The organism is Streptomyces sp. OZ13 (genome assembly GCF_052068155.1).
GTDB lineage: Bacteria > Actinomycetota > Actinomycetes > Streptomycetales > Streptomycetaceae > Streptomyces.
Genome location: NZ_JBQHCZ010000009.1, coordinates 267,735 through 292,781 on the forward strand (window position 1 = coordinate 267,735; position 25,047 = coordinate 292,781).

22 protein-coding genes and 1 pseudogene are annotated in these 25,047 nt (G+C 72.9%); 12 read left to right on the forward strand and 11 right to left on the reverse strand.

The window, feature by feature from the left end:
• Positions 1-17: 17 nt before the first annotated feature.
• The 4 genes from ACTMTU_RS21770 to ACTMTU_RS21785 all read right to left on the reverse strand — a co-directional run bounded on the left by ACTMTU_RS21770 (position 18) and on the right by ACTMTU_RS21785 (position 4,131).
• Positions 18-1,211: an outer membrane protein assembly factor BamB family protein gene (locus tag ACTMTU_RS21770; RefSeq protein ID WP_441265174.1), complete on the reverse strand. Its 1,194-nt coding sequence runs from the start codon at positions 1,209-1,211 to the stop codon at positions 18-20.
• 205 nt (positions 1,212-1,416) lie between these two features.
• Positions 1,417-1,986: an RNA 2',3'-cyclic phosphodiesterase gene (thpR, locus tag ACTMTU_RS21775; RefSeq protein ID WP_441265175.1), complete on the reverse strand. Its 570-nt coding sequence runs from the start codon at positions 1,984-1,986 to the stop codon at positions 1,417-1,419.
• Between the two features lie 278 nt (positions 1,987-2,264).
• Positions 2,265-3,614: an MFS transporter gene (locus tag ACTMTU_RS21780; protein WP_441265176.1), complete on the reverse strand. Its 1,350-nt coding sequence runs from the start codon at positions 3,612-3,614 to the stop codon at positions 2,265-2,267.
• Positions 3,615-3,684: 70 nt separating this feature from the next.
• Positions 3,685-4,131 carry a MarR family winged helix-turn-helix transcriptional regulator gene (locus ACTMTU_RS21785; RefSeq protein ID WP_441265177.1) on the reverse strand — a complete coding sequence of 149 codons (447 nt, stop codon included), beginning with the start codon at positions 4,129-4,131 and terminating at the stop codon, positions 3,685-3,687.
• 130 nt (positions 4,132-4,261) lie between these two features.
• On the opposite strand from ACTMTU_RS21785, the gene ACTMTU_RS21790 reads away from it, so the two are divergent.
• Positions 4,262-4,444 (forward strand): hypothetical protein, encoded by a 183-nt coding sequence (locus tag ACTMTU_RS21790; protein ID WP_005315906.1) that lies wholly within the window; start codon positions 4,262-4,264, stop codon positions 4,442-4,444.
• 111 nt (positions 4,445-4,555) lie between these two features.
• On the opposite strand, the gene ACTMTU_RS21795 is transcribed toward ACTMTU_RS21790, so the two are convergent.
• Complete coding sequence (locus tag ACTMTU_RS21795; RefSeq protein WP_441265178.1) at positions 4,556-6,010, reverse strand: NCS2 family permease; 1,455 nt, start codon at positions 6,008-6,010, stop codon at positions 4,556-4,558.
• A 206-nt stretch (positions 6,011-6,216) separates the two neighbouring features.
• Here ACTMTU_RS21795 and ACTMTU_RS21800 point away from each other — a divergent pair, with 206 nt between their 5' ends.
• The 4 genes from ACTMTU_RS21800 to ACTMTU_RS21815 all read left to right on the forward strand — a co-directional run bounded on the left by ACTMTU_RS21800 (position 6,217) and on the right by ACTMTU_RS21815 (position 11,155).
• Positions 6,217-6,516 carry a DUF2530 domain-containing protein gene (locus ACTMTU_RS21800; RefSeq protein ID WP_441265179.1) on the forward strand — a complete coding sequence of 100 codons (300 nt, stop codon included), beginning with the start codon at positions 6,217-6,219 and terminating at the stop codon, positions 6,514-6,516.
• Positions 6,517-6,604: 88 nt separating this feature from the next.
• A complete protein-coding gene (locus ACTMTU_RS21805) occupies positions 6,605-9,046 on the forward strand; it encodes an HAD-IC family P-type ATPase (RefSeq protein WP_441265180.1) in 2,442 nt (813 codons plus the stop codon).
• A 113-nt stretch (positions 9,047-9,159) separates the two neighbouring features.
• Positions 9,160-9,702: a GNAT family N-acetyltransferase gene (locus tag ACTMTU_RS21810; protein WP_441265181.1), complete on the forward strand. Its 543-nt coding sequence runs from the start codon at positions 9,160-9,162 to the stop codon at positions 9,700-9,702.
• A 145-nt stretch (positions 9,703-9,847) separates the two neighbouring features.
• Complete coding sequence (locus tag ACTMTU_RS21815; RefSeq protein ID WP_441265182.1) at positions 9,848-11,155, forward strand: phytase; 1,308 nt, start codon at positions 9,848-9,850, stop codon at positions 11,153-11,155.
• A 52-nt stretch (positions 11,156-11,207) separates the two neighbouring features.
• On the opposite strand, the gene ACTMTU_RS21820 is transcribed toward ACTMTU_RS21815, so the two are convergent.
• Positions 11,208-11,615: a VOC family protein gene (locus tag ACTMTU_RS21820; RefSeq protein WP_441265183.1), complete on the reverse strand. Its 408-nt coding sequence runs from the start codon at positions 11,613-11,615 to the stop codon at positions 11,208-11,210.
• 276 nt (positions 11,616-11,891) lie between these two features.
• Between ACTMTU_RS21820 and ACTMTU_RS21825 the strand changes: the two genes are divergently transcribed.
• The gene (locus tag ACTMTU_RS21825; protein WP_441265184.1) at positions 11,892-12,491 is read left to right on the forward strand and encodes a hypothetical protein; all 600 of its coding nucleotides are present in this window, start codon (positions 11,892-11,894) and stop codon (positions 12,489-12,491) included.
• Here ACTMTU_RS21825 and ACTMTU_RS21830 read toward each other — a convergent pair.
• Positions 12,449-12,967: an ATP-binding protein gene (locus ACTMTU_RS21830; RefSeq protein ID WP_441265185.1), complete on the reverse strand. Its 519-nt coding sequence runs from the start codon at positions 12,965-12,967 to the stop codon at positions 12,449-12,451. The genes ACTMTU_RS21825 and ACTMTU_RS21830 overlap by 43 nt on opposite strands.
• 169 nt (positions 12,968-13,136) lie before the next feature.
• Between ACTMTU_RS21830 and ACTMTU_RS21835 the strand changes: the two genes are divergently transcribed.
• The 4 genes and pseudogenes from ACTMTU_RS21835 to ACTMTU_RS21850 all read left to right on the forward strand — a co-directional run bounded on the left by ACTMTU_RS21835 (position 13,137) and on the right by ACTMTU_RS21850 (position 15,511).
• On the forward strand, positions 13,137-14,051 hold the full coding sequence (locus tag ACTMTU_RS21835) for a helix-turn-helix domain-containing protein (protein WP_441265213.1): 915 nt from the start codon (positions 13,137-13,139) through the stop codon (positions 14,049-14,051).
• Positions 14,020-14,142: pseudogene (locus tag ACTMTU_RS21840) on the forward strand (DUF397 domain-containing protein); the annotation flags it as partial. The gene ACTMTU_RS21835 and the pseudogene ACTMTU_RS21840, both read left to right, overlap by 32 nt.
• A 273-nt stretch (positions 14,143-14,415) precedes the next feature.
• A complete protein-coding gene (locus tag ACTMTU_RS21845) occupies positions 14,416-15,261 on the forward strand; it encodes a hypothetical protein (RefSeq protein WP_441265186.1) in 846 nt (281 codons plus the stop codon).
• 40 nt (positions 15,262-15,301) lie between these two features.
• Complete coding sequence (locus tag ACTMTU_RS21850) at positions 15,302-15,511, forward strand: hypothetical protein (RefSeq protein WP_441265187.1); 210 nt, start codon at positions 15,302-15,304, stop codon at positions 15,509-15,511.
• A 137-nt stretch (positions 15,512-15,648) separates the two neighbouring features.
• Here the strand turns inward: ACTMTU_RS21850 and ACTMTU_RS21855 are convergent, their stop codons facing one another.
• The 4 genes from ACTMTU_RS21855 to ACTMTU_RS21870 form a co-directional block, all read right to left on the reverse strand.
• Complete coding sequence (locus ACTMTU_RS21855) at positions 15,649-16,302, reverse strand: class I SAM-dependent methyltransferase (RefSeq protein WP_441265188.1); 654 nt, start codon at positions 16,300-16,302, stop codon at positions 15,649-15,651.
• 12 nt (positions 16,303-16,314) lie between these two features.
• Positions 16,315-17,397: a cation diffusion facilitator family transporter gene (locus ACTMTU_RS21860; protein ID WP_441265189.1), complete on the reverse strand. Its 1,083-nt coding sequence runs from the start codon at positions 17,395-17,397 to the stop codon at positions 16,315-16,317.
• 113 nt (positions 17,398-17,510) lie between these two features.
• Positions 17,511-20,657 (reverse strand): sacsin N-terminal ATP-binding-like domain-containing protein, encoded by a 3,147-nt coding sequence (locus ACTMTU_RS21865; protein WP_441265190.1) that lies wholly within the window; start codon positions 20,655-20,657, stop codon positions 17,511-17,513.
• A gap of 963 nt (positions 20,658-21,620) precedes the next feature.
• Complete coding sequence (locus ACTMTU_RS21870; protein ID WP_441265191.1) at positions 21,621-22,565, reverse strand: DUF3027 domain-containing protein; 945 nt, start codon at positions 22,563-22,565, stop codon at positions 21,621-21,623.
• A 491-nt stretch (positions 22,566-23,056) separates the two neighbouring features.
• On the opposite strand from ACTMTU_RS21870, the gene ACTMTU_RS21875 reads away from it, so the two are divergent.
• Both ACTMTU_RS21875 and ACTMTU_RS21880 read left to right on the forward strand, forming a co-directional pair.
• A complete protein-coding gene (locus ACTMTU_RS21875; RefSeq protein ID WP_441265192.1) occupies positions 23,057-24,409 on the forward strand; it encodes an MFS transporter in 1,353 nt (450 codons plus the stop codon).
• Positions 24,410-24,551: 142 nt separating this feature from the next.
• Positions 24,552-25,031 (forward strand): DUF2771 domain-containing protein, encoded by a 480-nt coding sequence (locus ACTMTU_RS21880; RefSeq protein WP_441265193.1) that lies wholly within the window; start codon positions 24,552-24,554, stop codon positions 25,029-25,031.
• Positions 25,032-25,047: the final 16 nt, after the last annotated feature.

A 25,047-nucleotide genomic window follows, 5' to 3' on the forward strand; every position in this document is an offset into this window, starting at 1 on the left:
GGACACCGGACGCGGAGTCAGCCCCGGCGGCCGGTCTCCGCGTCCGCGCAGTGCAGGAGCCCCCCGGTCCCGTCCCGGCTCGAGGCAAGGAACAGCACCCGGTCGGCTCCCAGCGGGACCGGCCGCTCCCACACGCCCGAGGCCGCCGCCCACAGCAGCCGGCCGTCGCGGACGGCCCCGACCGCGTCCCCGTCGCGGACGAACAGGTGCCGGTGGCCCGCCGCGATCTCCTCCGGGTGCACCGCACGGCCGTCAGGGGCGGTCAGGCGCAGTCGCCGCAGCCCGCGCCGCCCGCCGGCCTCGGCGACGTACAGCCGGTCCCGCCAGGTCGTCGCGTACACCCGGTCGCCCACACACACGGCGGGCTGCGAGAACGAGGTGAAGCGGCGGAGACCCAGCCGGACGCCGATCAGGGGCGTCGCCCCGTCCCGGCCCGACCAGGCGAAGAGCCGGATCCGCCGCCCGAGTGCCTCGGAGAACAGCGCCCGGCCGCCGTCGACCAGGGCGGGCGGGGGGCCGAGGTCCTTCACCACCCGCTTCGGGAACGAGGTCCGACTCAGTACCTCGCCCGTGTCCGTCGCCCGCACGCAGAGCTCGCCGCGGCGCCAGGTGTGGAACAGAGCGGCGTCGGCCTCCTCGCCCTGCCCGAGCAGATCGCCGTAGCCGTTCTGCCACAGCTCGTCGCCGGTACGGGCGTCGAGGGCCCGGAAGCCCGCGGTGTCGATGATCACGGTCCCACCCCGCACCAGCAGGCCGTAGATCTTGCTGAACTCGTCCTCCCAGAGGGTCTCACCGGTCGAGGCGTCGACCCCGCTGATCTGACCGCCGTCCTCGTCGTTCCACAGCACGACGGCCGAACCGGCCGCCGCGGCCTGCCGCAGCCGGCTCCTGCGGCGCTTCCACCGCACCTCGCCCGTCTCGGCGTCCAGGGCGACGAAACCGCTGCGCTCGTAGTCCCGGTTCACAGGGACGACCACCGTCCCTCCGGCGCGGAGGATGCCACCGCCGTCCGGTTTCGTCAGCTCGTCGCTGCACCAGCGGATCCGGCCCTCGTGCGCGTCCACCGCGCCTATCCGGCTGTCGGAGACCACGACATGGACGGTGTCGCCCACGACCACGGGACTGCTCAGCGTCCCGCCGGGCGCGCGCAACGTCCACCGGCCGCTCCCACCACCCGCGCTGATCGTCAACGGCGGTCTGTCGTCCGGCATGTACGGCTCCTTCGACGGCGAGCCGCCCGGCGCCGGATCCCGGCGCTGCGGGCCCGTCGCCGCGCGGAGGCGGATACCTGCGTGTTCGGCCGGCCGGTCGCGGGACGCGTCAGCCGACGGCGGCGGCCACGGCGACGATCACGAACATCAGCACCAGCGCCGCGGCCATGATCTGGTTTCTGGTCTTGGGATTCACCCGTCGAGGTTAACCCGCGCCCCCGAGGGGCCAGGAACCGACCACTTCGTACCGGGGCTGCTCGCCCGCCACTCCGCTGACCGGCAGGTTGCTGCGCACGAGGGCGAGGTCGGCGACCTGCCACGGGGTGCCCTCGAATGCGGCCAGCGCCTCGACGTACGGACGCAGGTCACCCGCGTCACGGGCCCGGGCGATCGTCAGATGCGCCTGGTAGCGGCGGTGCTCCTCCATGCTCACGCCGGCGCGGCGGGCAGCGGCGTCCGACCGCTCGGCCAGCAGCCTCATCTCCTCCAGACCGCCGGCCGCCCCGACCCACAGCGCACGGTGTCCGAACCGCCCGCCCCGGTGCAGCCGCAGCGGAAACGCCGACGTCCTGTGCGCCGCCCGCGCCAGCCGCTCCCGTAGCTCGGGCACGAGCTCGTCGTCGACCTCCCCCATGAACGCGAGCGTGAAGTGCCACCCGGCATGCCCGGTCCAGCGGAGACTGTCGGCGTCGGGAAGCCGACGGAGGACTGCGACCTCGGTGGCGAGTTCGTCGACGGCCGTGGGGGGCGGGAGTACGGCGGCGAAGAGTCTCATGGGGTTCAGTGTGCCGCGCGGGGGCTCCGCTGCGCGGGTCGTTTTCCCCTCCCCGCCCCTTCCCGAAACCGGGGGCTCCGCCCGGACCGCCGCGCCTCAATCGCCGGCGAGGCTGACACAGCCAGCCCGCCCGGCGTTTGAGGGCATCGCGCGAAGCGCGGTACGGGTCCGGGCGGAGCCCGGTTTCGGGGAGGGGCAAGGCCCGCCGCAGGCGCCACCCGCACCCCCGCAACCGCCCTCCCTCGCAGCCCTTCGGGCCCCGGGAGGTGCCCGAAGGGCTACGCCGCCGTCGTCAGCTTCTCCCGCTCAACGAACCGCACCTGCGGATGCCCGCGGTGCCAGCCGACCGACAGTCGCAGGCCGCCGACCCGCGCCAGCATCACGCCGACGCCGGCCGCCGCCACCGCGGCCACCGCGCCGCCCGCGGCGAAGCCGACGCGGGCGCCGTACGTGTCGGTGATCCAGCCGACGAGCGGCGCGCCCAGCGGCGTGCCGCCGGTGAAGACCATCATGAAGAGGCTCATCACACGGCCCCGCATCAGCGGGTCCGTCGCCATCTGGATGCTCGAGTTGGCGGTCACGTTGACCGTCAGGCCGAACATGCCGATCGGGACCATCATCACCGCGAAGATCCAGAACGCCGGGGCGAAGGCGGTCACGATCTCCAGCACTCCGAAGAGCACCGCGGCGCCGACGAGCAGCCGCAGCCGCGAGGTGCCGCGCCGGGCGGCGAGCAGCGCTCCGGCCAGGGAGCCGGCGGCCATCAGCGTGTTGAGCAGGCCGTATGTACCGGCGTCGCCGTGGAAGACGTCGTCGACGAACGCGGACAGCCAGATCGGGAAGTTGAAGCCGAAGGTGCCGATGAAGCCGACGAGGACGATCGGCCAGATCAGCTCGGGCCGGCCGGCGACGTACCGCAGGCCTTCGCGGAGCTGGCCCTTGCCGCGCGGGGCGCGCTCGACCTTGTGGAGTTCGGAGGCCCGCATCATCAGCAGTCCGGCGATGGGCGCGATGAAGGAGAGGCCGTTGAGCAGGAAGGCGTATCCGCTGCCGACGGCGGTGATCAGCACACCGGCCACGGCGGGTCCGACGAGGCGCGCGGACTGGAAGTTGGCCGAGTTGAGGGAGACGGCGTTGCGCAGCTGGTCGGGGCCGACCATCTCGGCGACGAACGACTGCCGGGCCGGGTTGTCGACGACGGTGACGAGGCCGAGCAGGAACGCCGTCAGGTAGACGTGCCAGACCTGGACGTTGCCGCTGAGCGTGAGCACGGCGAGCGCCAGGCCGGTGAGGCCCATCGCGGCCTGGGTGGCGAGCAGCAGCGGCCGCTTGGGCAGCCGGTCCGCGAGCACCCCGCCGTACAGGCCGAAGAGAAGCATGGGGAGGAACTGCAGCGCGATGGTGATGCCGACGGCGGACGCGGATCCGGTCAGGCTGAGCACCAGCCAGTCCTGGGCGATGCGCTGCATCCAGGTGCCGGTGTTGGACACGACCTGTCCGGTCGCGAAGAGCCGGTAGTTACGGATCTTCAGCGAGCTGAACATGCTCTGCTTGCGGTCGTGCCGGGTGGACGGGGTGTCGGGGTCGGTCGGTGCGGGGGCGGAGTCTGCTCCGGATCCCGTACTCAAAAGGGTTCGCCTCCTCAGGTGGCATTACGTGTGGGGCGTGCGGGTGGACGCGCTGCGCTTCCACCCGCGGTCATTGCATGTGTGCGAGCTTCTCCAGGACGGGGGCGGCTTCGCGCAGCTTCGCCCACTCCGCCTCGTCCAGACCTTCGGCGAGCGAGGCCAGCCAGGCGTTCCGCTTGCGGCGGGACTCCTCGAGCATGGTCTCCGCCTGTTCGGTCTGGCTGACCACCTTCTGCCGGCGGTCGTCGGGGTGCGGCTCGAGCCGGACGAGTCCCTTGGCCTCGAGCAGCGCCACGATGCGGGTCATCGACGGCGGCTGCACGTGTTCCTTGCGGGCGAGCTCACCGGGGGTGGCCGAACCGCAGCGGGCGAGTGTGCCGAGCACCGACATCTCGGTGGGGCTCAGCGATTCGTCGACGCGCTGGTGCTTCAGGCGGCGGCCCAGCCGCATGACGGCCGAGCGGAGCGAGTTCACGGCGGCGACGTCCGCGTCAGTACCGTGGGACAGGTCAGGCATGTTGTTAGCGTAACTCATTACTCTGGCTAAGGACCAGCGGGTTACGGGCCTGATAGATGTGTCACCCATATGAGTGAGAGACAGCCGGAAAGTGACGTCCTGGCGGCGGGAGTCCGGCGACCCTGACCGCATGAAATCGACTGTGCTCAGCCTGCGCATGGACGGTGAGCTGCTCGACCGGCTCCGGCAGCATGCGGCGAAACGACAAATGAGCGTCCAGGACTATGTGGTCCGGACGCTCATTCGCGACGACTTCGACGAGCGCTTCAAAGCGGCGGTCGACGAGACGGAGAAGTTCTACGGGGTCACGTGAGGGCCCCTTGAGGCGGCCCCGCCGGACGGCCCCGCAGAAACGATCACGCGGCAGCCGTTCCGGCCAAGGCGGTCCGTCAGGCAGGGACGGCCCTCACGCGAGGGCGACCCGTCAGGTGAGACCGAGAGCCGGCATGGCGTAGTAGAAGACGAACACCGCCGACACCGCGTACATCGCCACGGGCACCTCGCGCCCGCGTCCGACGGCCAGGCGCAGCACGCTGAACGTGATGAAGCCGATGCCGATGCCGTGGGTGATCGAGTAGGTGAACGGCATCATCACCATCGCCAGGAACGCCGGCGCGGCGATCGTGAAGTCGCTCCAGTCGATGTCCTTGACCGAACCGGCCAGGATCAGGAAGCCGACCGCGACCAGCGCGGGCGTCGCCGCCTGGGACGGGACCATCGTGGCGAGCGGCGTGAGGAACAGCGCCAGCGAGAACAGCGCGCCGGTGACGACCGACGCCAGACCCGTACGGGCGCCTTCGCCGACGCCGGCCGTGGACTCCACGAAGCAGGTGTTGGCGGAGCAGGAGGCGCCACCGCCCGCGGCGACGGCGAGGCCGTCGACGACCAGGACCTTGTTGATGCCCGGGTAGTTGCCGTCCTTGTCCATGAGCTTCGCCTCGTCGCCGACGGCGAGGATGGTGCCCATCGCGTCGAAGAAGCAGGACAGCAGCACGGTGAAGACGAACAGGACGCCGGTCAGCAGGCCGACCTTCTCGAAGCCGCCGAACAGGCTGACCTGGCCGAGCAGGCCGAAGTCGGGCGTCGAGAGCGGATTGCCCGGCCATTCGGGCGTCGTCAGGCCCCAGGACTCGATGTCCGCCACGGCGTGGATGATCATCGCGAGCACCGTCATGACGACGATCGAGATGAGGATCGCGCCGGGCACCTTGCGGATGATCAGCGCGAGCGTGAGCAGCGTGCCGAGGGCGAAGACCAGGACCGGCCAGCCGAGCAGATGACCGCCGGTGCCCAGCTGGAGCGGGACGGTGGTGTGGGCGGCGTCCGGGATGCGGGTGATGAAGCCCGAGTCCACGAGCCCGATCAGCATGATGAACAGGCCGATACCGATCGCGATCGCCTTGCGCAGGCCGAGCGGGACGGCGTTCATCACGCGCTCGCGCAGGCCGGTGGCCACCAGCAGCATGACCACGACACCGGCGAGCACGACCATGCCCATCGCGTCCGCCCAGGCCATCTGGGGCGCGAGCTGGAGGGCGACGACCGTGTTGACGCCGAGGCCGGCGGCGAGCGCGATCGGGACGTTGCCGATGACGCCCATCAGGAGGGTCGAGAAGGCCGCGGTCACCACGGTGGCGGTGACCAGCTGGCCGCCGTCGAGCTGGTGGCCGTACATGTCCTTCGCGCTGCCGAGGATGATCGGGTTCAGCACGAGGATGTAGGCCATCGCGAAGAAGGTGGCGAATCCGCCCCGGACCTCGCGGGCGACCGTGGAGCCGCGTTCGGTGATCTTGAAGAAGCGGTCCAGACCGCCGGACGGCTGCGGGGGCGTGGACGGCAGGCCGGGAGACCCGACTTCGACGGTGGCCGTGGGGGGCATGCGGAAACCTCAGACGTACGCGAAGGGGGGCGACACGAGAAGGGCAGAGAAAACCGGCCAGACTTGGATGATCCAACGAAGGAATCCAGTCAGCCGGAATCAGTTTCAGTATGAACATATGAACGAAAGATCGCCACTCTCCGCGCGTAGACCCTTGTGGTTCCTGGCCCCTCAGCCGTCCCGCCCGCCCCGCCTACACTGTGCGCATGGCGAAATGGACCCCCCGGCACGAGGCACCCGAACCCCTTGAGGGACCGATCGTCGCCACCATCACCGGCGGCACGATCCTGTGGTTCGTGATGTTCCTCGTCCAGGTCCCCTTCTACGGCTGGTTCGACGACCGCGACCTGACCTGGTGGGTGTGGACCTGCCTGGCCGGCGCGGGCCTCGGGCTCATCGGCATCTGGTACGTACGCACCCGGGAAGCCGCGATCAAGCGCGCCAGGACCTCCGACGCGGCCGGCGCCGCCGAGCACCCGGAACCGGGCGCCCCTCCTGCTCCGTAGTCCCCCAGGGGGATTCGTGTCCGACCGTGGTCCGATCTTCCGGCCGCCCGGGGGGTGAACGGACCGGCCCGGCCGTAACGTCGGAACCATGACGCAGCGGGCGGACATGGGCCGCGGCCCCGAGCCGGAAGGACCCGTCATCGACGCGGGCGCAGAACTCGACCCCGTACACCCCCGGCGGCCACCGGGCGGCGGGCCGCCCGCCACCGGTCTGACGTCCGCGGAGGTGGCGGAACGGGTCGCACGGGGCGAGGTCAACGACGTACCCGTGCGCAGTTCGCGCTCCGCCGTCGACATCGTCCGCGCCAACGTCCTCACCCGCTTCAACGCCATCATCGGCGTCCTGTGGGTGATCATGTTCTTCGTCGCGCCGATCCAGGACAGCCTCTTCGGCTTCGTGATCATCGCCAACACCGGCATCGGCATCATCCAGGAACTGCGCGCCAAGAAGACCCTGGACTCCCTCGCCGTCATCGGCGAGGCGAAACCGAGGGTGCGCCGGGACGGTGTCGCCGCTGCGGTCTCCACCTCCGAGATCGTCCTCGGCGACCTCGTCGAACTCGGCCCCGGCGACAAGGTCGTCGTCGACGGCGAGATCGTGGAGGCCGACAACCTGGAGGTCGACGAGTCGCTGCTGACCGGCGAGGCCGACCCCGTCCTCAAACAGCCCGGCGACCAGGTCATGTCCGGGAGCTTCGTGGTCGCGGGCGGCGGCGCGTTCACGGCCACGAAGGTCGGGCGCGAGGCGTACGCGGCACAGCTCGCGGAGGAGGCGTCCCGCTTCACGCTCGTCCACTCCGAGCTGCGCTCCGGCATCTCCACGATCCTCAAGTACGTGACGTGGATGATGGTCCCCACCGCGATCGGACTGATCATCAGCCAGCTGGTGGCGAAGGACAACAACTTCAAGGACTCGGTCGCGCGGACCGTCGGCGGCATCGTGCCGATGATCCCCGAGGGGCTCGTCCTGCTCACCTCCGTCGCCTTCGCGATCGGCGTCATCCGCCTGGGCCGCAAGCAGTGCCTGGTGCAGGAACTCCCCGCCATCGAGGGCCTCGCCCGTGTCGACGTCGTCTGCCTCGACAAGACCGGCACCCTCACGGAGGGCGGCATGGACGTCACCGAACTGCGCACGCTGGACGGCGCGGACGAGCAGCACGTACGGGCGGTCCTGGGCGCGCTCGGAGCGTCCGACCCGCGGCCGAACGCCTCGCTCCAGGCCGTCATCGCGTCCTACCCGGACGGCGGGGAGCACCACTGCACCGCCGCGCTGCCCTTCTCCTCCGCCCGCAAGTACAGCGGCGCGACCCTCGCGGACGGCGGCGGCGCGAGTACGACCTGGCTCCTCGGCGCGCCCGATGTACTGCTGCCGGCCGGCAACCCGTCCCTCGCCGAGGTCGACCAGCTCAACCGGGAGGGCCTGCGGGTGCTGCTCCTCGCGCGGGCGGAAGGCACCTTGGAAGCCCCACAGGAGAAGTCGCCTGCCGCTCTGGTCGTGCTCGAGCAGCGTCTGCGCCCCGACGCCTCGGCGACCCTGCGCTACTTCGCCGACCAGGACGTGGCGGCGAAGGTCATCTCCGGCGACAACGCGGTCGCGGTCGGCGCGGTCGCGGCGAAGCTCGGCCTGCCCGGCGCCGGGGCGACGCTCGACGCGCGCAGGCTGCCGGCCGAGCGCGAGGCGATGGGCGCGGAGCTGGACGGGGCCGCGGTCTTCGGCCGGGTCAGTCCGCAGCAGAAACGCGACATGGTCGGCGCGCTCCAGGCCCGCGGCCACACGGTGGCGATGACCGGCGACGGCGTCAACGACGTCCTCGCGCTGAAGGACGCGGACATCGGCGTGGCGATGGGGTCGGGCTCGGAGGCGACGAAGGCCGTCGCCCAGATCGTGCTGCTCAACAACAGCTTCGCGACGCTGCCTTCGGTGGTCGCGGAGGGCCGCCGGGTCATCGGCAACATCACCCGCGTCGCCACCCTCTTCCTGACGAAGACGGTGTACTCGGTGCTCCTGGCGATCCTCGTGGTCTGCAGCCAGGTCGAGTACCCCTTCCTGCCCCGGCATCTGACCCTGCTCTCCACCCTCACCATCGGTGTCCCGGCCTTCTTCCTCGCGCTCGCCCCCAACAAGGAGCGCGCCAAGCCCCACTTCGTCCGCAGGGTGATGCGCTACGCCGTACCGGCGGGCGTGATCGCGGCGGCGGCGACCTTCTGTGCGTATCTGCTGGCCCGCTCGCACTACTCGGGCCCGGCCTCGCTGGCCGCGGAGACGAGCGTGGCGACGCTGACCCTGTTCCTGGTCGCCATGTGGGTCCTCGCGATCATCGCCCGCCCCTACACGTGGTGGCGGATCGGCCTGGTGGCGACGATGGGACTGGGCTTCCTGCTGGTGCTGACGGTGCCGTGGCTCCAGGACTTCTTCGCGCTCAAGCTGGTCGGTACGACGATGCCGTGGACGGCCGTCGTGATCGCGGCGGTGGCGGCGGCGCTGCTGGAGCTGTCGTGGCGGGTGGTGGGGCGGCGCTTCCCCGCCTAGGGCCTGCGGCCGGGCCGGCGTCGTGTCCGGGTGCACCTGGTCCGTCCCTTCGGCCGGCCGTTGACGTGCCTGTTCGGTAGCCGCCCGCCGACGCGGTCGGATAAGAAGCCTGCATGCTGAAGGGCAACAAGGTCGGGCTGAGGGCCCGCCACGAGGACGACATCCCGGTCCTGCGGGCCGAACTCTACGACGACGTGGTCAACTCCTCGCGGGCCGAAGGCGGGCCGTGGCGGCCGATCACGCCCGGCTCGAAGGACCCGCGGCTCGTGGTGGACGACAAGGAGCAGGGGCACGTCCCCTTCTCCGTGGTGGAGCTGGACGGCGGCACGCTCGTCGGCACCGCGACGCTGTGGGGCATCGACAACCACAACCGGTCCGCGCACATCGGCCTCGGACTGCTCCCGTCCGCCCGCGGAAAGGGCTACGGCACCGACGTGGTCGCGGTGCTGTGCCACTACGGCTTCGTCGTGCGCGGCCTGCAGCGGCTGCAGATAGAGACGCTGGCGGACAACGCCGCGATGCTGCGCTCCGCCGAGCGCAACGGCTTCGTCCGCGAGGGCGTACTGCGCTCCTCGGCCTGGGTGTTGGGCGAGTTCCTCGACGAGGTGCTGCTCGGGCTCCTCGTCGAGGACTGGAAGGCGGAACTGACGGCATAGGCCGGGCCGGTTCGTGAGCCCCGGCGCGCGTCGGCTCTGCCGAATTCACCTGCGCGTCATACGGCCATCACGCATTGCCCACCGGGTGCAACGAGGGTCCACTACGACGAGCGAAGCGTCATGTACTCGACATAGAGGAGCTCATGTGACCCCGCGCCGCCCCCTCCGCACCGCCGCTCTCGTGGCAGGCACGGCCCTCGCGGCCGTCGCCGCGACCGTGCCCGCCGCGGCTCACCCGCACGGCCGGGCCGAAGCCCTGCCCGCCGTCCAGCCGCGGGCGGAGACGGCCACGCTCTACGACGACGAGGCGGGCGGCAACGCCAACGCCGACGACCCCGCGATCTGGCGCAACGCCGCCGACCCGGACCGCAGCCTCGTCGTCGCCACGGCGAAGGAGGGCGGCCTGCGGGTCTACGACCTCGACGCACGACAGGTCCAGTCGATCGCGGCACCCGCCCCGGCCACGGAGGACGACGCCCCCGGACGCTTCAACAACGTCGATCTCCTCCAGGGCCTCCGGCTCGGGACGGGCCGGGCGGACCTCGCCGTCGTCAGTGACCGCGGCAACGACCGGCTGCGCTTCTACCGCATCGACCGCGACCGCCCCGGCGGCCCGCTGACCGATGTCACCGACCCCGCGGCCGCGCCCGTGTTCTCGTCCGGCCAGGACGAGATCAACGAGCAGGCGACCGCATACGGCCTGGCCACCTGGACCGACCGGTCGACGGGCCGCTCCTACGCCCTGGCCAGCCGCCGCAACCGGACGGGCATCGCCCTGCTGGAGATCACCGCCCGTCCCGACGGCACGGTCGGCTACCACAGGATCCGCACCGTCGAACTGCCCTCCGCCTTCCGGCTCCCCGACGGCACGTCCTGGTCCCCGTGCGGCGAGCCCGGTGAACTGCCCCAGGTGGAGGGCATGGTCGTCGACCCGGCGAACGGCATGCTCTACGCGGGCCAGGAGCGCGTGGGCGTCTGGCGGATGCCCGCCGACCTCACCAGCAGGCCCGTCCTCGTCGACAAGGTCCGCGAGTACGGCGTCCCCGGCACGTACGACGAGGAGACCGAGGAGTGCACGCCCGGCGCCGACCCCGGTTACGGCGGCACCCGGCTGGCGGCCGACGTCGAAGGGCTCGCCCTGCTCACCGAGCCGGACGGCGACGGCTATGTGATCGCCTCCGGCCAGGGCGACAACACCTTCGCCCTCTACGACCGCGAGGTCGGCGACAAGAACGAGTACGAGGGCGGCTTCCGGATCACCGCCGCCTCCGCCACCCTCGACGGCTCCGAGGAGTGCGACGGCGCGGCCGTGCTGAACGCCCCGCTCGGCCACCGGTACCCGAACGGTCTGCTCGTCGTCCAGGACGGCCACGACACCCCCGGGGACGGTGACCGCGAGGCGACCAACTTCAAGTTCGTCGACCTGGCCGACGTCCTCGACACCGTCGACTGAGCCCGATACGCGCGGGGACGGCCGGACGCCGCCCCCGCGCGTGCTGCGTCCGCTACGGCCGGGCGTAGGGCCGGGTCATGATCTCCATGTTGTGGCCGCTCGGGTCGTCGAAGTACGCGCCGCGACCACCGAACAGACGGTTGATCGCACCCGGTTCGGTGTGGCTCGGGTCTGCGTAGTACGTGACACCGACCGCCTCCAGGCGGGCGATCATCGTGTCGAACTGCTCGTCGGGCACGAGGAACGCGTAGTGCTGCGGCTGGATCGGCTCGTCGGCGAGCTCGTAGTAGTCGAGCGTGACGCCGTTGCCGAGGTCCACTGGCAGGAACGGCCCGAACGGGGCGGCGACTTCGACGCCCAGGATCGCGGCGATGAACTCGGCCGACAGGCGGCGGTCCTTGGCGTACACGGCGGTGTGGTTCAGCTGGACGGATGTGACGGGGGGTTGCTGCTGAGGCATGGTGTGGCGACTCTCCAGGTCTTGGTTCCTCAAGGGACATGTCAGAGAAGGAGAGACAGCGGCGGGCCCCTGGCCCGCCCCGCGCTCACGCCGAGGCCGGGCGCCTCACTCGTGCGTGGCCCATGGCCGACCCGGCAGTCACACGGCCGAGCCTAGCCGCCGGCCCGGCCCGGCGCACCCGGGTAAGTAGGCGTACTCATGACAACGCCGCCCACAGGGCGGAAGGATCGACGGACCGCGTACGCCCGCCCCTCCCCTGACCGCCGGAGTGCCCAGGTGAAACGTCTCGCCCCCACCGTCACCGGCGTTGCCGCCGTGCTGCTGTCGCTGCCTCTCGTCACCGGCTGCGGAACCGTCGTCGGCGACGACCCGGGCGCCACTGCGACGCCTGACACGTCGAGCGCCCCGGCCATCGACTACGAAGCGCGGGCCAAGGCGGCGAAGGCCGCGCACGACCGGAGGTTCCCGGAGGTGGCGAAGATCTGTGCCGACGCGCCGTCGAAGCCGTCCGAGGAACCGACTCCTTCCGAGGCGCCCACCGACCCGTGGTCCCGCAAGGTCGCGGAGAACCACGCCTACAAGGCACAGGCACGCCTGGACACCGACGCCCGCTGCCGGGGCGACGCGCACGCCCGCCGGATCACCGCCGGCCTGGCGGGCGTACACGACGAGAAGGCGCTGCGCTCCGCACTCGGCCGTCTCGGCTATCCGCCGGAGACGGTGGAGGTGTACGAAACAGGCGCCGCCCCGGGGTTCACGTTCAGCATCCCGGACGCCGGTCCGTGCATCACCGGCACTCTGGCCGACCCGGCGGAGGCGGAGGCGCACGGGCACTACGTCGAGGGCGGCTGCAGGGAACCCAAGGGCGGGCACTGAGCCGCCACTTCGGCCCAGACGGTCTTCCCGGCGGGGTGGCGCGGCTCCACGCCCCAGCGGTCGGCTAGTACGTCCACCAGAACCAGCCCCCGGCCCGACACGTCATCGGCGGCGGGGGTTCGTACGTCGGTCGGCGGATGCACCGAGGACGCGTCCGAGACCTCGACGCGCACCCGCCGTACGTCCAGCGTCAGCCGGAGCCGGAAGTCCCGCCCCGGTACGCGACCGTGCCGTACGGCGTTCCCGGCCAGCTCCGCCACCAGCAGGGCGACGGTGCAGGAGAGGTCGGAGCCGGCGGGGTGACCCCACTCGGCCAGGTGCCGCACGGCGACCCGCCGGGCCAACCGCGCGCCCCGGGGTGTCGAGCCGAACAGCGCCGCGAACCGGCTCTCGGTGCACGGCTCTTCGTCCGCCGCCGACTGGTGGTCCGGGCCCTCGCCCGGCGTCGTCATGGTCTTCAGCACTGTGTCGCCCATCCCGGTTCGCCGCTCTCTTGAGGCACGACCCGTGGGTGTACGGACCGTGACGTTCCGTGTTCAAGAGTCGTCGCGCGGCTCTACGCTCGGAAGGGCATGCAGCCTTACACCGCAAGCCGTAAGGAACGGAAGTAAGCCCATGGCCAAAGGAATTGAGCCCGAGGAGTCGATGGCCGCGCTCTTCGGCTGCCGGGTCCGCCGCCTGCGGACGGCCGCCGGCCTGACACAGGCCCAACTGGGGGCGAAGACCCATGTGGTGAGCACCCGCATCACGCAGGTCGAGCGGGCGTCCGGCGCCCGTCCGACGCTGGAGCTCGCGCGGGCGCTCGACGCGGCGCTCGGAGCGGACGGGCTGCTGGTGGACCTGTGGCCGCACGTCTACCGGGAGTCGTTCCCGGACTGGTCGCGGACGTTCATGGCGTACTCGGCGCGGGCCGAGGCCATCCGTGAGTACACCGCGCACGTCGTGCCGGGTCTCCTGCAGACGGAGGAGTACGCCCGGGCCGTGCTGAGCGTCGGCCTGTCCCACCGGGACGAGCAGCACCTGGAGGAGCGGCTGGCCGCCCGGCTGGAGCGGCAGAAGCGGCTCGGCTCGCCGGACCGCCCGGAACTGCTGGTGATCCTCGACGAGACGGTGCTGCGGAAGCGGATCGGCGGGGACGACGTCATGCGACGGCAGCTCGCGCGTCTGCTGGAGGCCGCCGCCGAGCCGCACATCACGGTGCAGGTCCTGCCGTTCGACGAAGGCGCGCACGACGTGCTGGGCGGCTCGTTGACCGTGCTGACCCTGGCGGACGGATCCGAAGTCGCCTACACGGAAGGCGCGGACCACGGTCAGCTCTTCGAAGACCGGCCGGATGTGCGGCGTTTCGCGGTGGCCTACGATCGGCTGCGGGCAGCGGCCCTGCCCCCGCGCAGGTCGCTCACCATGATCCGATCCGCGATGGAGGAGGACTACCGTGACCCCGAGCTCCCTTCCCGGTCCGCGCGACGCCGCCTGGCGCAAGAGCAGCTACAGCAATCAGGAGGGCGGCAACTGCGTCGAGGTCGCCGACGGAATCCCCGGCGTGGTTCCGGTGCGTGACAGCAAGGCCCCGCACGGTCCCGCGCTCACCTTCACGACGACGTCCTGGACCGCGTTCATAGGCGAGTTGAAGGCCGCCGACCGGGCCTGAGCCGAGCGGGACCCGGTCCGTACGCCGGTCTTCCCGGCCCGCCGGGACCTCGCCCGCGAGGGGTCGGCGGGCCACGAACTCCCCCGAAGAACCTGAGGTAAAGAACCACCTGCCCACCCTCCCCTCCCCGCATCACCCGGACGGGTGACCGGCTTGCGGGGGCGGGAAGTTGGCCGTTACGTTCGCGGCAACAACCTCAGACATATGACGGCCCCCGGCCGGGACGGCAATCCCGATCGAGGGCCTCACCGATCAGGAAGCGATACCTTCCCGATGGCTGAACGGCAGTCTAACGCGCCCCTGCGCGCCCCCGCCGGAGCTCCGACCTCCGGCGTCATCCACGTCCGCACCCGGCTCGCCGGTGACTTCACGGTGATCGCCAACGCCCTGCTCCAGCGCCGGGGCAGCGCGGTCACGGTCGGCGTCGCGGGCTACATCCCGGACGGCGCGCCCGTCCGCATCGACGCGCTGTGCGAGCACTTCACCGAGGGCGAGATCCTCATCTCCCGGGCCCTGCGGGAGCTGGAGGCGGACGGCTATCTGGAGCGGCGCCGCGAGCGCGGTCCGAGCGGCCGGCTCCGCACGCGGACGTTCTTCCACGACGTGCCACCCGTGCCATCGGGCGACGACCCGGAGCCGTCGCCACCGCGAGAGCCCGCGCCCGAGCCGGACCACGAACCGGCCCCGGCGCCCGCCATGGAGACCGGCGCCGCACAACCGGAGCCCGCGGCGGACCCGGCCGCCCACCCCGCTCCCGACCCCCGCGCCGCGGTGATCCTGGCCTCGCTGCGCATCGTGGACCGCAGGCTGATCCTGTCCCGGCGCGAGGCGGACCAGCTCGCCCCGGCGGTCACCCAGCGGCTCGACCACGGCGTCGGCCCCGAGGACATCACCACCCACCTCACCACCCGCCTGCCGGAGCCTTTGCGGGCCCGCCCGGCCCGGATCCTCGCCTACCGCCTCCGGGAACTCCCCCCACCCCTCCCCGACCGGCCCACGGCCCCCGCCGCCCTCCCCTGGCAGACCTGCGACGGCGGCTGCGAACGCGCCTTCCGCGCGGCGGAACCGGGCCGCTGCCGCGACTGCCCACCGGCCGCGGGCCTGGCGACGGCGTGCTGACCCGCGCATACGTCGGCGGCGCCCGCGGGCAGACGTGGTTGTGCGACGATGCAGAATCCGACGGCTGCGGGAGGAGCCCGTACTCGACCGCAGTGCGGTGCTCTTCTACCTCGACAACCAGCAGCTCCGCAGCATCGAGATGGTCGAGCGTCTCGACGCGCACCGCGACGCGATCCATCGGGCCGTCAAGAAGGGCGGCCCCGCCGCGTACGCCGTACGGCGGGACCGCATCGAGCGCACCTGGCCCTGACGGCTCGCGACGTTTGATCGGACCCTGTTGGTCGCCGTCGGCCGTGGGACCGTGCCCGTGGTCTCGCGGTCCGACGTACGCGCCTGAGCGCAGGGTTCCCGCCCGGGATCCGTATGCCGCGCAGGCCGGCGGCGCCGTCAGACGCGGGCGATCAAGGCGTAACGCTCGTCCGTCACCGGGCCGCCCCACAAGGCCGGGTCGCCGCTGAGAGGTTCGACGCGCAGATCGGTCACGAGAGGGCGGACGGCGGCCGACAGGTCGGCGGCCGTGACGCCGCCGTGCCAGGGCAGGGCCTCCGCGCCCGCCACGTACTCCACACCGGCCTGGCCGGACTCGCGCCAGCGGCCCTCGACGAGGATCAGCGTGCCGCCGGGGCGGATGCGGGCCGTCCAGTCGGCGAGGGCGGCCCCGGGGTCGGGCAGGGTCCACACGAGGTGGCGGGAGAGCAGGGCGTCGAACCGCTCGTCGCCGGTGGGCGGTGCCGCCGCGTCGCCCACCAGGAAACGGGCCGGGAGACCGGCGGCGGAGAGCTTGGCGCGAGCCTGGTCGACCATCCGGGGCGAGAGGTCGACCCCGGTGACCCGGTGCCCGGCCTCCGCGACCAGAGCGGAGAGCGAGCCCGTGCCGCAGCCGACGTCCAGCACGGACGACGGGGCCGACGGGAGCCAGGCGGTGAGCAGTCGGGACCAGGCGGCGCGGGTCCCGGCGGCCCGCAGACCATGGTCGGGCTCGGCGTCGAAGTCGGCGGCGGCTGCATCCCAGTACGCGGTGATCGCTGCGGAGTCGGTCATCCGCCGATCCTTTCAGCCGGCACTGACAATGCCGTGGTGGGCGAGCGCCGCATGTGGATCGCCCTCGACGGGACGGTGGTCGATGTGGACGGTGGCCGCCGTCAGCCGGGGTACGGCGTGGATCAACGCGTGCTCGGCCGCGACCGCCAGCGAATGCGCCTGGACGACGGTCAGTTGCGGATCGACCACGATGTCGGCCTCCGCCCGCAGCGCGTGTCCGATCCACCGCATCCGCACCTGCCCGGTGTCCAGCACGCCCTCCACACCGCGCAGCGCGGTCTCCGCCGTCCCGACGAGGGCCGGGTCGACCGAGTCCATCAGACGCCGGCAGACCTCGCGGGCGGCGTCCTTCAGGACCAGCAGGATGGCGGCGGTGATCAGCAGACCGACGACCGGATCGGCCCACCGGAGGCCCAGCGCGGCGCCGCCCGCGCCCAACAGGACGGCCAGCGAGGTGAATCCGTCCGTACGGGCGTGCAGGCCGTCCGCGACGAGCGCGGCGGAGCCGATCCGCCGGCCGGTGCGGATGCGGTAGCGGGCGACCCACTCGTTGCCCGCGAAACCGACCAGCGCCGCCGCCGAGACCGCCCACAGATGCGTGATGTCGCGAGGGTTCAGCAGCCGGTCGACGGCCATCCAGGCGGCGACGACCGCCGACGCCGCGATGGCGGCCACGATGACGATGCCCGCCAAATCCTCGGCCCGCCCGTAGCCGTACGTGAAGCGGCGGTTCGCCGCGCGTCTGCCCAGCATGAAGGCGATGCCGAGCGGGACGGCGGTCAGCGCGTCGGCGGCGTTGTGAACCGTGTCGCCGAGCAGCGCCACCGACCCGGACAGGGCGACGATGACGGCCTGGACGACAGTCGTCGCTCCCAGAACGACGAGCGAGATCCACAGCGTGCGCATCCCGTCGCGGGACGTCTCCATCGCCGCGTCGACCTTGTCACCGGACTCGTGGCTGTGCGGCCGGAGGAGGTGGGCGAGACGGTGCCGCGCCCCGCCGCGCACAGGACCGTGGTCGTGACCGCCGTGGTGCTCGTGATCGCCGCCGTGGTGGTGGTGCCCGTTCGGATGAGTGTGCCGAATCCCCGCCATGGCACCCACCGTCGCACAGGAATCGCCTTGCGGCTACAGCCGTCATACGCCCTGTGACCAGGTGCGATTCCCTCGCAAGTACGCGCGGACAGCACCTGGCCCCCGGCGGCGGACTACGCGTCGAACCAGCGGTCCCGCGCCAGCTCCTCCGTACGGGACGGGTCCTCCAGCAGCGCCGCGACCTCGAAGCGGCGGGGCCACTGGCCCGCCGCCCAGGCGAGACCGGCCGCCACGCCTTCCAGCGTCGCGGCGTGCAGCACGCCGTCGGGGGTGCGGCGCCAGTCGAGTTCGGTGCCGCCCGCGACCAGCTCCTCGTGCTCGACGTACGAGTCGGGCGTCGCCGGGCCCAGCAGGATACGGACGGACTCCGGGACCTCGTGCTCCTCGCCCTCCGTCGTGACGTCCGCGTCCACCGTCTCGCTCAGGCGCCTGACCTGGAACAGGTCCGCCAGGTCGGCCGCGCGGGTCGGCGCCACCGGGAGCAGGGGCAGACCGGCGCACAGCGGCAGCAGGTCAGGGGTGTCCGCGACGACCGCGTCGGCGGCGTCCACCACACGTACCTCTCCGTCCACCACCGCGCGCAGCTCGTCGGGGAGCGTGACCTGGTCGGGGTCCAGTTCCGCGAGCGCCGTGTAGAGCCCGTGCAGCTGTCGGCCGGTCACCTCACGGTCGGGCTCGGCCAGCCGGGACAGCAGCTCCGCCGCGCCGCCCGGCTCGTCCAGCAGCGCCGCGACGGAGGTGCGGACGCCGAGGGCGTGCAGCACCTGCGCGTCGGCGAAGCCCGTCGTGTCGGCCGACTCGTACAGGCCCTCCAGCAGCGGGTCCGCGCCCGACGCGCGCAGACCGGCGGGGCGGCGGCCGTCCAGCACCGGATGGTCGCGCAGCCACCACGCCGTGTACGGGCGCACGGTCTCCGTCGTGCCGTCCGGCAGCAGGATCCGTACGGACTGGGTGAGCGCGTCCCGCAGCGGCGGCTGCGCCAGCAGTGCCAGCGCCTGCGGCCAGCGGTCGTCGTCCACCAGGTCCAGGTCGCGCACGGCGACGATCTCCGTGGCGACCGGCGGCACGGGCGTGTCCGGCAGCCGGTCGAGGACGTCCTCTGCCCACACGTCCACCGCGTCGAGCAGGCCCGCGTCGTCGGGCTCGGCGAAGTCGCCTTCGCGCGGCTCGAGTTCATCGGGATCGAGGACGACGTCGGTGGCGCGCACCAGGGCGAAGTTCGCGAGGACGCCGCAGGCGGCGAGGGGCTGTTCGCCCCACCGCTCGGCCAGCTCGGCGTCGCACAGGGCGAGTTCGCCCTCGCGCATCACCGACGCGAACGGGCTGCCCGGCAGGACCAGTTCGCCGGCCGGAGCCGGTTCGCCGTCCTCGTCGGGCAGGGCGAGCGCGCCGAGCCACGGCTCGTCGCCCGGCTCCAGTTCCGCGTCGCGGACCAGCGCGAGCACCGTCTCGGCGAGCTCCTCGGCGTCGAGCGTGTCGGCATCCTCGTCCCACACCTCGCCCTCGTCGAGTGAGGCCGCCACCGCCGCGCGCACCTGCGGTGTCCGCAGAACGGCGCGTGGCGTCGCGGGCAGCGCCCCCAGCTTCTCCAGCAACGGGTGGGCGGCGTCCGGGTGGACGACCTTCAGGCCGAGGCGGGCCAGGTCGGCCGGGGTGTCCGCGAGCGGAAGCAGCGTCTGGCGCGGGCCGATGGTGGTGCGCGAGTCGGCGAGCGGGACGGGCAGTCCCGACAGGCGGTCCGGGTCGACGCCGGCGAGGCTGTCGTACAGGCGGTGCCACCAGGCCGGTTCGCGTTCCAGGCCGGCCAGCCGGTCGATCGCCTCCGTCAGCGGCACCCGTGCCACGCCCAGCGTGCGCAGCTCCACCCGGCGCTCGAGGCCGGCGGGCAGCAGCGTCGGCATGACCTCCGCCAGGACGCGCACCGTGTCCGTGCCCGCGCCCTCCAGCACCTCCGCCTCGATGGGCCGCAGACCACCGGTGGTCACCCGGTCCGGCAGTCCGGTGTCCTCGTCGGACACGTCACGCGGGACCGCCGCCTCGAGGAACGCGGTGCGCGGCAGGCGCCGCAGGATCGCCGCCCGCAGCGCGCCGTCGAGTTCGCCCTTGCCGAGCGGGCCGGGCACGAGGTCGATGAGGCCGGTGGTCACCGGCTGCCAGCCGCCGAGCAGTTCGGCGTACACGTCCGCCGCGCGCTCCACCAGGAAGTCGGTGAGCGGCCCGCGGGCCGGGTGGCGGCGGGTCGTGTCCAGGGGCAGCGACGCGATGAGCAGCGCGGGCACGCCCAGCGGCTCGTCGGTCGGCGTCGGCGCGTGCACCACGGGCGCGGTGAGCGGCCGGGCGGGCGCGCCCTCGTCGTCGACGGGTACGGCCCAGGTGACGGTCCAGTGCGGCCGCAGCCGCTCCTCGACCGGCCGGTCCGCCAGCAGCGCCGGCTCGGTCGCCCCGCCGTGGCTGACGACCCGCCAGCGGCGCTCGCCGTGGACGCTGTCCTCGACGCGGACGTACGGCTCCTGCTCGTAACGCTTCAACACCCGCGTCGAATCGGGGGTTTCGATGACGATCTCGGCGAGGCCGGGCAGCGTGAGCAGCAGCGCGTCGTCGATGCCGGCGAGCAGACGCTCGACGAGGTCCACGGCGGCGCCGTCCCGCAGCGGCAGCACGACGACCGTGTCGTAGCCCTCCGGTGCGGTGCCCTCCGCGGGCAGCGGTAGCCGCAGCAGCGGTACGTGGCCGTCCCTGCGGCGCAGTTCGTCCCCGAGGCCGGGGCTGGCCTCGGCTGCCCGGCCCGCCAGCTCCCTGGCCTCCGCCAGGGACCAGCGCACGCCGCCGTGACGGCCGATGACGGCCGGCTCGTCACTGACCGCGAGGACAGCGGCGAAACCGACGCCGAACCGGCCGACGGCCGCCTCGTGGCCCTCACGCTTCGCGGAGGCCCGCAGGGTGCTGAGCGACTCGACACCGGTGGCGTCCAGCGGGGCGCCGGTGTTCGCGGCGGCGAACACGGCGGGCTCGCCGTCCGCGCCGGCGGGCCGCAGGTTCAGCCGCAGCCGGCCGGGGACACCGGCACGGGCCGCGGCGTCGGCGGCGTTCTGCGCCAGTTCGACGACGAGGCGGTCCCGGTAGCCGCCGAGGGCGAGGTCCTCCTCGGCGTTGGCGTCCTCCCGGAAGCGGGCGGGGCTCGCGCCCCACGCGTCGAGCACGCCGCGCCGCAGCCGCGCCGTCCCGAACGGGTCGGCCCACTCGGTCGTCCTGACGCTCACGCTGTGCTCCACTCTCTTACGGCTCCCGGGCGCGGGGCCGGCCACGCCGGCCTGCTGCGACTCCTGATGCGCCCGAAGGTACCGCGTACCGGCGCGGGGTGCGGCCCGCGCCCACCGCCCGCCGCGACGCACCGGGCGTGTCCCCCTTCCCCGCCGGCCCCACACCCCTCCGACGCACCGCCGGAACCACCGCGGCACGCCGCGCGACCGGACTCACGTCCCCGGCGTGCGGGCCGGGGATGCCGGTACGTCCCCCACGCGCTTGGAGCCCCCGGGATCACCCGACCCGTCGGCCCCGCCCGGAACGCCGCGACGCACCGGGGCAGAACGGGCCCCCGGACCGAGGAAGCGGGGGGGGCACAGCTGGGGCGCGCCCAGGCCGAGAAGGGGAGAGACCCAGCGGGACCACGGCCCCCTGGGCCCAGTAAGCACGGCCCGGAGCCGGGCCATTGCGCCCGAACCGAGCGCGGGCCGGGACATGGAACCTCCGAACCCGAGGCGCGGGTCAGAGTCGGGCCCGGGGCCCCCGGGCCCGGAGGAGCGCGGAATCAGGACCCGTGCTGGGCCGTCGCCACCGGCCGGACAGGGCCGGGCCAGCACGCCGGCAGGCACGGGGAACCCGAGGCGCGGGTCAGAGTCAGGCTCGGGGCCCCCGGGCCCGGAGGAGCGCGGAATCAGGACCCGTGCTGGGCCGTCGCCACCGGCCGGACAGGGCCGGGCCAGCACGCCGGCAGGCACGGAACGACGCGAGCCCGAGCCACGCACGGCACCCGCGTGAACCCTCGCCACGCACCGGCCCAGAGCCACGCATCGCGGGCCCGGGCCTGGAGGGCCCGGGTCCATCCGCACAGGGCAGGACTCGGCCGCGGCCGAGAGAGGCGGGTCTCCGGCCACGCGCACCGGGTGGGCCGTCGCCACACGCCCCGGGCCCGGTCGGGTGTCGTCGGGCCGCGGCCCGGTCCGCTAGGAGTGGCCGAGGTCGTCCGACGTGCCGTCGGGCTCCTCCGGGACGGAGCCGCCGTCGCGGGGCGGACGCAGCGGGAACTCGTCCGCCGCCATGGAGTCGAAGACCGGCGGCGGCGGTGTCGGCGGCTTCGGCATCACCGCGGCCTCCGAGTGGCCGCCGCAGCCGTACGCCAGCGAGACCACCCGGCCGTCGGCCGGCGAGAACTCGTTCGCGCAGATGCCGAACGCCTGCCGCAGCGAGCCCGCGATCGGGACCAGGAAGCCGCAGGAGACGCAGGACGCCGGGGCAGCCTGTGCCATGGGCGTCTTCGCGCCGTAGGACTCCTCCCAGCGGTCGGCCGCCGCGTAGAGCCCGTACCGGGACAGCACGCGCGCACGGCGCATGCCCAGCTCCTCGGCGAGCGCCGCGATCTGGCCACGGCCGCTGTTGGTCGTGGACTCGATCGCCGGCCTGCGGTCGGTGAACTCCGCGTCCTCCGCCTCGGCCAGTTCGACCAGGTCGTGCGTCGGGGGGTGCTCCGCGAGGACCGAGTTCGGCGGCGGCTCGTCCTCGCCGCTGTAGCCGGGCTCGAGGCGGAGATCCTCGGCCTCGGTCGGCAGCAGGTCGCCGGGGCCCATGTCGCCGGGCCGCAGCCGCTCGCTCCACGGGACCCACTCCGGCGCCAGGAGCGCGTCGGGGCCGGGCAGCAGGACGGTTTCGTCAAGGGTGACGTTCTTCGCCCGTGAGGCGCGGGTGACGGTCACGGCCCAGCGCCAGCCGCGGTAGCCGGGCTCCTGGCACTCGAAGAAGTGCGTGACGACCCGGTCCCCCTCGGAGACGAGCGACACATGCTCTCCGACCACCCCGGGCGCCGCGGCCTCCTCGGCCGCCTCCCTGGCGAGGTCTACCGCCTCGGCGCACAGGCGGTCGGGGGTACGGCTTCGCGTCGTCGCAGCACTCACTAGTCTCGCTTCTCTCCTACGCCGTCTCACGGATGCGCTCGGCCGATGACGAGGTACGGGGCGGCGCACGGAGCGGACCAGAGGGCCGCATCGACGTCCACACGCCCGGACCGTCCTGATCCCGGGCACACCTAACGTCATCCATTCTGCGGGATGCCGAAGAGGCGCGCGGCCGAGAACAACCGCCGGTGGCGCGCTACGCACGCTACCCCTTCCTTCGCCCGCAGCCCACCTGCCCGTCCCAACCCGGACCGAACCGGGCCCGGCGAAAGAGCCGCCGCGACCGGCACGAACGGTGCGGGAACCGGGCAGGAAGGGGGCGGGGAACAGGTCGGGGACCGCGGGAACCGGGCGGCGGCCCGGCACGGACCGGTCACATATCCACGCGGGAGCACCGCGGGAACACCCACAGAACTCCGCAAGGAGAAAACACGCCGCACCGCGGGCGGGGATCCGGTTCGGGGCAGCCGGGCTTGGGGCACTATGACGGGGTGGCAGCCGCAAGGTCGTCCGAAGGAGACGGCCCGGCCCGCAGGGCGGGCCGGGCGGTCGGCCGTGCCTTGCACCTTCCGTTCACCGGCACCGCCCGCGGCATCCGCAGGGCGACGCACGCGCACGGCGCCGGCGAATCGGGCCTCGGGAAGCTGATCGAGCTGCACGCAGTGAACGGCGCGGGCGACGTCATGATCACCGTCGCGCTGGCGTCCACGGTCTTCTTCTCCGTCCCGACCGACGAGGCACGCGGCCGGGTCGCGCTGTACCTGGCCGTCACGATGGCGCCCTTCGTCCTGCTCGCTCCCGTGATCGGCCCCCTCCTCGACCGCCTCCCGCACGGCCGGCGCGCGGCCATGGCGGGCGCGATGCTCGCCCGCGCGCTGCTGGCGCTGATGATGTCCGGCGCGGTCGCGACGGGCGGCCTGGAGCTGTATCCCGCGGCGCTCGGCGTGCTGGTGTCGTCGAAGGCGTACGGGGTGGTCCGCAGCGCCGTCGTGCCACGGCTGCTGCCACCGAAGTTCGCGCTGGTGAAGGCGAACTCCCGGGTGACACTGGCAGGTCTGCTGGCCACGGGCGCCGCGGCGCCGATCGGTGTGGGGCTCCAGCAGATCGGCCCGCAGTGGCCGCTGTACGGGGCGTGCGCGCTGTTCGTCCTCGGCACGTACTGGGCCTTCACGATGCCGCCCAAGGTCGACTCGGCGAAGGGCGAGACGCCCGTGCGCATGCTCGCGCACGGCGAGAAGAGGCCGACGCTGCGGACGGTCGGCCCGTCGGTGCTGCACGGCCTCCAGGCGAACGCGGCCCATCGCGCGCTGTCCGGGTTCCTGATCTTCTTCCTCGCGTTCCTGCTGCGCGAGCATCCGCTCGCCGGGCAGTCGGCCGCGGTCTCGCTGGGAATGGTGGGCGTCGCCGCAGGCGCGGGCAACGCGCTCGGCACGGCGATCGGCGCCTGGCTCAAGGCCCGCGCCCCGGAGGCGATCATCGTCACGATGCTCTCGCTCGTGCTGACGGCGGCCGTCGCGGCGGCCGTCTTCTTCGGCACGGGCATGGTGGCGGTCCTCGGCGCGACGGCCGGGCTGTCCCAGGCGCTGTCGAAGCTGTCCTTGGACGCGGTGATCCAGCGGGACGTGCCGGAACAGGTCCGCACTTCGACGTTCGCCAGGTCGGAGACGCTGCTTCAGATGGCGTGGGTGGTGGGCGGCGCGATCGGCATCGTGCTGCCGCTGAACGGCGTGGTGGGCATGTCGGTGGCCGCGGGCATCGTCGCGGTGGGAGCCGTCTCCGCGGGACGCGGACTGCTCGGCGCGGCCCGTCACCGCGGAGCCACGCCGAAGGCCCGGGTGGCTTAGCTCCGGGCCCCCGCAGGCGCCCCGCCGGCCGTGCGACGTGCGGTCACGGGTACCTCCCGCGGCGTAACCGGGGCGCGCTTCGGGCCGCCGCGCCGCGCACCCCCGCGCGGCAGGGCGAAGCGCGCCCGATAGCCTTCGGCTCATGACCGTTGCGTTCTTCTCGGGCAAGCGCCGCCGGGCCGCTGCCGCTCTCGGTGCCGTCTCCGCCGGGCTCCTCGTCCTTTCCGCCTGCGACAAGCCGACGCCGCTCGTCACGGTGACCATCGGTTCGGACTCCGTCCACGCGGAGGCCGCCTGCTACAACGACGGCGAGGCGATCAAGGAGTCCGAGATCCAGGGCTGCCTGACCAAGAAGCCGTCAAAGACCATCAAGGTCGCCATGGACGACCAGGTCCGCATGGGTGTCGACCCAGAGATCGCGGACAACGGCTGGACCCTGCTGTTCGGCGCGCAGCCGGTGGAGCAGGAGCCCTTCAAGAAGACGTACCGGACGATCCCCGGCAACGCCTTCTTCTCCTCCGCGACCGGCGAGCCGACGACCAAGACGGCCGTCAGCGTCATGGAGACCAAGGGCCAGAAGGTCGTCGGCATCTGGAACTTCCAGTTCGAGAAGGAGTCCTGACCGGGACCGGAGGGTG